Here is a 6,769-nt window from a genome sequence, read left to right as displayed (position 1 = left end):
CCGCCCAGCAGGCGGCGCAGCAGGCGGAGAACAAGGGAGCGAACCAGCAGGTCGCCGAAGGCGCGGCGACCGGTATGGACCACACCTTCCTCATCATCGACAAGATCACTCTGACCGAGACTCCGAAGCAACTCGACGACTGCACGCTCACCCTCGACGGCTGCACGGTCAGGTTCGAGTTCCACTTCGACGCTGTCGTCAGCTTCTACTACTGCGCCAATCCGGACGTACCCGCCACGCAGTCGGCCTGCCCGAAGGCGGACACCTTCTACCTCGGTTCGCAGCCGGAGAAGGGACTGTCGAAGGAGGTCTCCTACCACTTCACCTTCCTCCAGTTGGAGAAGGCGGGGCTGCAGAGCCTGGGCCTGTTCGTGGCAAATCTCGCGTACAGCATCCTCGTCGAGGACTTCGTCGAGTGTTACCACAAGTTCACCCCCTCCGACGACGGCGGCGCCGGATCGGGCTGCGCTTGGGCGCTCGCCACGGTTATCCCTCTCGGGAAGGTCGCCGAGGCGCTGAAGTTCACCAAGCTCGTCGAAGACGCGATCAAGACGGGCCGGGGAGCGGAGAAGCTGCTCGGTGATATGAAGAAGATCTTCGGGGAGAAGCCCTCCGCAGCGGACCTGGCGGATCCCGACACGCTCGCGGGGATGGCGTTGCGCCTCTCGGAGCGCATGGCGGACCGGGCGAAGGCGGCCAACAGCATCGATCTGGACCTGGTGCGCAAACTGGAGGCGAGTGGCGCCAACTTCAAACGGGCGGATGTGGTGATGGTCGTACGCTATCCACGGCCCGGTGTCCCTGTGGCGTGGCTGGAGATCGGCAACAACAAGGTGGGCCTCATCCACATCATTTTCCGACACGCGGGAGAGTTCATCGAACGCGGTGTAGCGTCCGAGGATATTCCCAAGCTTCTCAACAAGGCACTGAGCGAAGGCAAGATCGTGGGACAGCAGGGCGCCGACGGCGGTAGGCCGATCTACGAGACGGTGTACAACGGCACGACACAGCGGGTGGCCATCACGGTGGGCGACAACGGCTTCATCGTGGGGGCGAATCCGGCATGACCTCGACGCGATCACCACGCCAACTACTCGTCCGGGCACAGGGCGACGACTCACCGCTGTATGTCGTGGAGGATGAAGGTTATGAGGATGTGTCCCATTTCACGCGTAACGTTCCTCTAGGTGACCCTGCGCTCGGATTGTCCGAGCCGCTGTCCGACCGGCTGGCGTCGTGGTCGCGGGCCCGTCCCGCTGCCGGATTCGCGTCCCATCAGCCCCTGCGCACGCACGCGAAGCAGGGCTTGGAGACCGCCCAGGCGCTGGCACGGCACCTCGGACCGCAGTGGGTGGTGCGCTACTGGGACGAAGCGCGTGCCACCATGAAGTTCGTCTGCTGGGGGTGCCGACGGCTGCACTGGTCCCTCGACGAGCACGACACTCCGCCGTTCCCGCTCCGCATCACGGTCGAGGGTGAGTACAAGTGGTATCCGCTGCGCGCGGAGGGGTTCGGGGACTTCGCCCCCGATGACCCCGCCGCCGGGCTCGACCTGTCCGACGAGTTGATCGCGGACCTGTACACGTGGGCGGCCGACTTCAACGCCGGCATGGAGCAGTATCTGAAGGACCGGGACGACGGGAAGGACGATGCGAGACGCCAGGAACTGGACCTGCGGGGCAAAGACCTGGCGGCGCGTGTCGCCCGTGAAGCGGGCCCTGGCAGGACTGTGACCTACGGAGGGCTCGCCTAGCGGACTCTCCGGCAGAGGGGCGGCCCTACTGGGCCGCCCCTCTGCCATGTCGTCGCACGCGGCGCAGCGCTCGCCCACAGCGGCAGCGGCGTCGCCTCCCGTAGGGCCGGCCCTGCCGCCCAGCAAGACTCGGCACCGAGTAGGCGTCCACACGCGCCTTCAGGGGGCCGTCCGGGACTTGAGTGCCCGTACGAGGTGACCGAGGTGGGCTGGGGTGGTGGTGATGATCTCGTCGGGGGAGTCGCTCTCGCGGAGACGTACGGTGCCGTCGGGGGCGGCGGCGAGGTAGAGGCAGTCTTCCGACTCGCCGCCGCTGAATGAGGACTTCTGCCAGCTGAGATCGGGCACTGCGGGCCTTCCTACAAGTCGTAAAGGAGATGTTGGATCAGCATCAAGGAGCCGGGCACTGTCTGCGCCTCCGCTGCGGTTGAGGGGGTGATCGGCGGCAGCGCGGATCCCTTCAACCGTTCGAAGAGCGCACGGTATTGGGACAGATGCTCTGGCGAGTCACGGTAGATCTGCTGTGCCGGATGGTCCAGTACGACGGTGGCCAACTCCTCGACAGGAGGGGCCAGATAGAGAAACGGGGCGCTGACGCCCGAGTACGTCCTTGCGCGGAACGGGAAGATCCGAATAGTCACGTTGGGTAGTCTCGCCAGTTCGATGAGGTGCATTAGCTGCCCGTGCATGACCTTGGGGCCGCCGTAGTGCATGCGCAGGGCGGCCTCGTGAATCACAACGTGCACGGTGGGGGCACTCTCACCTGTGAGGATCCTCTGGCGCTCCAGCCTGAAGGTGACGGCATCCTCGGTAGTGGCGTGTCGTGGCTGCTCGTCGTCGAAGAGGGCCCGGATGTAGTCCTCGGTCTGGAGGAGCCCGGGGACGAGCAGCGGGTGATATGAGTGGATGGTCGTTGAACCGGCCTCCAATTCGGCGAGGTTGAGCGCGTACTGGGTCACACGTCCCTGGTAGCCGCTCCACCAACCCTTGCCGCTGGACTCCGACATGGCTACCAGGGCCTCAACGTACGGGTTAGAAATATTCCCGTAGTGCTCGCATAGTCTCCGGAGTCGTTCGGTGGCGATGGCGGTACGACCGCCCTCGATGTTGCTCAGAAATGGCGCCCTGAGGCCGGCCACGGCGGCAGCCTCATTCGTGGTGATCTTGTGAGCCTCACGGATCCTGCGCAGCTCGGCCCCAAGGCGCCGCTGTCGTTCGCTGATCCTGGTCCGTAGTGCCAAGGTCCGTCCCTTCCGGAAGTCGAGTGTCACCCGTTCGAGGAGTCAGGTAGAAAAACTAACCCCTCTATCCCTACTGTCAGTATCGCAACCAACACACCTAGTGCGCAGTCAAGTTGCGCATCTTCACCCTGGGCGGAGGCCTCATGAACAACGAGGACGAATGGGAGTACAGCATCAACCTCCCGCACAGCCCTGTCGCTGTGGGTGTCGCCCGGGGCGCCCTGCGGCTGATGCTCCGGGCTCACGGGCTCGGCGAACTCCTCGTCACGGCAGAGCTGTTGGCCAGTGAGTTGGTGACCAACGCCCATGTGCACGCTCCCGGCCCCTCTTGTCTCCGAGTGAAGAGGTCGGGGAAGTGGCTGCGCCTTTCGGTGTGGGACACCAGCAGTGAACCGCCCAGGCCTGCACGGCGCCCGTGCGGTGCGGACCGTGAGGAAGGGCGCGGGATGGAGATCGTGGAAGAGCTGGCCGACCGGTGGGGGCACTACTCCCTTGGGGCGCCCGGCCGCAGCGGGAAACTGGTCTGGTGCGAGCTGGGCGAGGGGTGACGCGTGAATGGCAGTGGACGTCAGGTCGTCGGGGGCGAGGTCAGACCGTTCAGGAGGAGCCTGGTGAAGTCCCGGGACCAGTCCATGTCCACGGGCTCGGAGCTCACCAAGGCCCGGTGGACCACCGCGCCCGCGATGACGTCGAAGATGAGCTCCGCGGTGCGCGCGCTCGAATCCGGGTCGGTCTCCGGGGGGAGCTCGCCGCGGGTCTGGGCGCGGGTGCGGCCCTCCAGGACCAGGTGCTTCTGGGGTTCGACGATGGAGGCGCGGATACGGGCGCGCAGGGCCTCGTCGCGAGTGGACTCGGCGACCACCGCCATCAGTCCGCTGCGCGCCTCCGGGAGCGCCAGGATCGCCGCGAACTGGAGGACCACGCCCTCGATGTCGGCGGCCAGGCTGCCCCGGTCGGGGAGTTCCAGTTCGGCGAAGAGTTCGGCCACCGCGTCGACGACGAGTTCGTTCTTGCCGGCCCAGCGGCGGTAGAGGGTCGTCTTCGCCACCCCGGCGCGTGTCGCCACGTCCCCCAGGGTGAGCTTCGACCAGCCCAGCTCGACCAGCGCCTGCCGGGTCGCGGCCAGGATCGCGGTGTCCGCGGCGGCGCTGCGCGGGCGGCCGGCGCGGCCGACGGGGGTGCGGCTCTGCATGGCCCGACCATAACCGCCGGTTTCGGACCTGCCAGTCCCCCTGTCGCCGTGAGAGAGATCACCGGGAATCCATGGCGCGTAGGCACTCAGTGCCATTACGCTACGACTCGTAGCGAAAGCGTATGGCGCCGCTGGGCGCCCCTCGTGACGGACGTTTCACGAGCCGCGGGCAAAGGCGTGGGGTGGGGACCCCGGCGCCTGGGCAGGAACGCTTTCGGAACGCTTTTCGCCTACGCGCGCGGACGGGGGAGGATGGACGCATGCAGCCACGGAACATGTCCATGAGCGGAGTCGTCGACCTCGCCGCGGTGAAGGCGGCCCAGGAGGCCAAGGCGAAGGCGGAGCAGACGCGCGCCGAAACGGCCCGGCAGGGCGGCGCGGGGGCCGTCTCCCCGGCCGATCTCGTCATCGACGTCGACGAGGCGGGCTTCGAGCGCGAGGTCCTGCAACGCTCCGCCGAGGTACCGGTCGTCATCGATTTCTGGGCCGAGTGGTGCCAGCCCTGCAAGCAGCTGAGCCCGGTCCTCGAGCGGCTCGCCGTCGAGTACGACGGCCGCTTCCTGCTCGCCAAGATCGACGTCGACGCCAACCAGATGCTGATGCAGCAGTTCGGGGTGCAGGGCATCCCCGCGGTGTTCGCCGTCGTGGCGGGCCAGGCGCTGCCGCTCTTCCAGGGGGCCGCGGGCGAGGCCCAGATCCGTCAGACGCTGGACCAGCTGGTGCAGGTCGCCGAGGAGCGGTTCGGGCTCACCGGCCTGACGGTCGATCCCGACGCCGAGCCGGGGACCCAGGCGCCGGCCGCCGAGGTGCCGGCCGGCCCGTACGACGCGCTCCTGGAGGCCGCCGTACAGGCGCTGGACGCGGGTGACTTCGGCGGCGCGGTGCAGGCGTACAAGAACGTACTCGCGGATGACCCGGCGAACACGGAGGCGAAACTCGGGCTGGCGCAGGCCGAGTTGCTGCACCGGGTCGGCGGGATGGACCCGCAGCAGGTGCGCAAGGACGCGGCCGAGCGGCCCGCGGACGCCCAGGCGCAGATCGCCGCCGCCGACCTGGATCTGGTGGGCGGTCATGTCGAGGACGCGTTCGGGCGGCTCATCGACACCGTGCGGCGCACGGCCGGCGACGACCGGGACGCCGTACGGCTGCGGCTGCTGGAGCTGTTCGAGGTCGTCGGCCCTGACGACCCGCGGGTGGCGGCGGCCCGGCGAGCGCTGGCGCGTGCCCTGTTCTGACCCGGGCCCGGGGCGGGGGCTGACCAGTCGCTAAACGTCGGGGGCCTGTGGTTCCCCGGTGAAAATTCAGCCGGGATGGTTCCCGTGCGGCCGCGCTTTACCAAATCTTGGTAATCGCGGCCGCTGTTACTGGAAGTAAGACCGGGGCGTTGTTCTGTCGGGTTCTGTCCGTCCATCAACAACTTTGTTCCAGGCCCTGTTGACACCCTGAGTCGCCGCCCGGGATCTCTGGGTCGTTGCTCGGTTATCTGTCCGTTACTAGCGAGTAACGAACCCCCTTGTGCGGGCGGCGAGAATGGACCACGATCGGCCACGCTCGGTCCATTCCCGTACCCCGACAGCCGGTTGGGTACAACGGGTTTTCCTGGGTCCCCACCGAGCAGAGCCCACGGCACACGCCGCAGGCTCTTGGGCAGGGGGGTCTTCGCCGCTCGGTGGAGCCTGTCCAGCAAGGTTGTGCGTGATGCGTGTCAGGCGCGACCAGTGGTTGTCGCTCGGGGGTGATCGCCGGTGATCGGTGCGCGGTACGCGCCTCCGAGACGGGCGCTCCCCTTCCCGAGGACGTAGCACTTCTCCCATCCCTGTCCGGCTGAGCCGCCGCATAAGTGGGGCGAGTCGGGGCCAGGAGATGTACGTCCGAGAAGGAGGAAATATGGAGTCCCAGGTGCGTGGCGGGACCAGATGGAAGCGGTTCGCGCTGGTCATGGTGCCCAGCGTCGCCGCCACGGCAGCGATAGGCGTCGCCCTGGCACAGGGTGCGCTGGCCGCGTCGTTCAGCGTTTCGGGTCAGTCGTTCAAGGTCCGTGCGGATTACATCCACGGCGAAGGCTTCTCGCAGTACGGCGCGATCGACGCGGGCAAGACGCTGGACGGCAAGGACACGATCCACCCGGTCGCGGTGTCGGCGTTCACGGATGCCCGCATCCAGAACATGTGTCAGTCGGTCGTCACGCCGAACATCCCGCTGCTCGGCTCTGTCACCCTGACGCTGACGGCGGGTAACAGTGACGACAAGCAGAAGCAGGTCACTGCCCACAACCTGTACATCGACGTCGAGGACCTCGGCGCCGACACCGCGGTGTTCAACGGTCTCGACATCGGCGTGCAGGCTGGCTCGATGAAGAACCCGCCCATGAAGGGCGGCGACGAGAAGTCCAACCCCTACGGCTTCGGCCAGCAGGCCACGTCCGTGGACCTGTACGGCGTGAAGCAGACGGCGTGGGCGACCACCGCCGGAACCTTCACCCTGCCCGGGCTGAGCATGAAGCTCTCCGCGGGCTCCAACCCGTGCTACTAAGCACTCGGTGACGGGCGGGGGAGGCCGAAAGGCGCCCCCGCCCGCATCTCT

At 67.3% G+C, this 6,769-nt stretch carries 7 protein-coding genes and 1 pseudogene; 5 read left to right on the top strand and 3 right to left on the bottom strand.

The genetic code is table 11. The annotated features are described in order from the left end of the window. Positions 1-1,067 (top strand): annotated as a pseudogene (locus AQJ64_RS51610) (virulence factor); the annotation flags it as partial. A 137-nt stretch (positions 1,068-1,204) separates the two neighbouring features. Then, on the top strand, positions 1,205-1,753 hold the full coding sequence (locus AQJ64_RS44120; RefSeq protein ID WP_240512662.1) for a hypothetical protein: 549 nt from the start codon (positions 1,205-1,207) through the stop codon (positions 1,751-1,753). A gap of 159 nt (positions 1,754-1,912) precedes the next feature. Here AQJ64_RS44120 and AQJ64_RS44115 read toward each other — a convergent pair whose 3' ends face one another. Beyond that, positions 1,913-2,101 (bottom strand): DUF397 domain-containing protein, encoded by a 189-nt coding sequence (locus tag AQJ64_RS44115; protein ID WP_055634591.1) that lies wholly within the window; start codon positions 2,099-2,101, stop codon positions 1,913-1,915. An 11-nt stretch (positions 2,102-2,112) separates the two neighbouring features. Then, entirely contained in the window at positions 2,113-3,024 is a 912-nt protein-coding gene (locus AQJ64_RS44110) for a helix-turn-helix domain-containing protein (RefSeq protein ID WP_240512663.1), read from the bottom strand. Positions 3,025-3,137: 113 nt separating this feature from the next. Between AQJ64_RS44110 and AQJ64_RS44105 the strand changes: the two genes are divergently transcribed. Beyond that, the gene (locus tag AQJ64_RS44105) at positions 3,138-3,542 is read left to right on the top strand and encodes an ATP-binding protein (protein WP_055634592.1); all 405 of its coding nucleotides are present in this window, start codon (positions 3,138-3,140) and stop codon (positions 3,540-3,542) included. Positions 3,543-3,562: 20 nt separating this feature from the next. On the opposite strand, the gene AQJ64_RS44100 is transcribed toward AQJ64_RS44105, so the two are convergent. Further along, entirely contained in the window at positions 3,563-4,186 is a 624-nt protein-coding gene (locus AQJ64_RS44100; RefSeq protein ID WP_055634593.1) for a TetR/AcrR family transcriptional regulator, read from the bottom strand. A 260-nt stretch (positions 4,187-4,446) separates the two neighbouring features. Between AQJ64_RS44100 and AQJ64_RS44095 the strand changes: the two genes are divergently transcribed. Together AQJ64_RS44095 and AQJ64_RS44090 are read left to right on the top strand one after the other, a co-directional pair. Further along, positions 4,447-5,421 carry a tetratricopeptide repeat protein gene (locus AQJ64_RS44095; RefSeq protein ID WP_055634594.1) on the top strand — a complete coding sequence of 325 codons (975 nt, stop codon included), beginning with the start codon at positions 4,447-4,449 and terminating at the stop codon, positions 5,419-5,421. Between the two features lie 652 nt (positions 5,422-6,073). After that, on the top strand, positions 6,074-6,718 hold the full coding sequence (locus tag AQJ64_RS44090) for a DUF6230 family protein (RefSeq protein ID WP_055634595.1): 645 nt from the start codon (positions 6,074-6,076) through the stop codon (positions 6,716-6,718). Positions 6,719-6,769: the final 51 nt, after the last annotated feature.

The organism is Streptomyces griseoruber, from assembly GCF_001514205.1.
Lineage (GTDB): Bacteria > Actinomycetota > Actinomycetes > Streptomycetales > Streptomycetaceae > Streptomyces > Streptomyces griseoruber.
The sequence above is the reverse complement of the archived record's forward strand: the minus strand, read 5'-3'. Positions and strand labels throughout refer to the sequence as shown.

Excerpts from the sequence above, each read along its gene's own strand:
- AQJ64_RS44105 (WP_055634592.1), top strand. The coding sequence starts at position 3,138 with ATGAACAACGAGGACGAATGGGAGTACAGCATCAACCTCCCGCACAGC.
- AQJ64_RS44100 (WP_055634593.1), bottom strand. The coding sequence starts at position 4,186 with ATGCAGAGCCGCACCCCCGTCGGCCGCGCCGGCCGCCCGCGCAGCGCC.
- AQJ64_RS44095 (WP_055634594.1), top strand. The coding sequence starts at position 4,447 with ATGCAGCCACGGAACATGTCCATGAGCGGAGTCGTCGACCTCGCCGCG.
- AQJ64_RS44090 (WP_055634595.1), top strand. The coding sequence starts at position 6,074 with ATGGAGTCCCAGGTGCGTGGCGGGACCAGATGGAAGCGGTTCGCGCTG.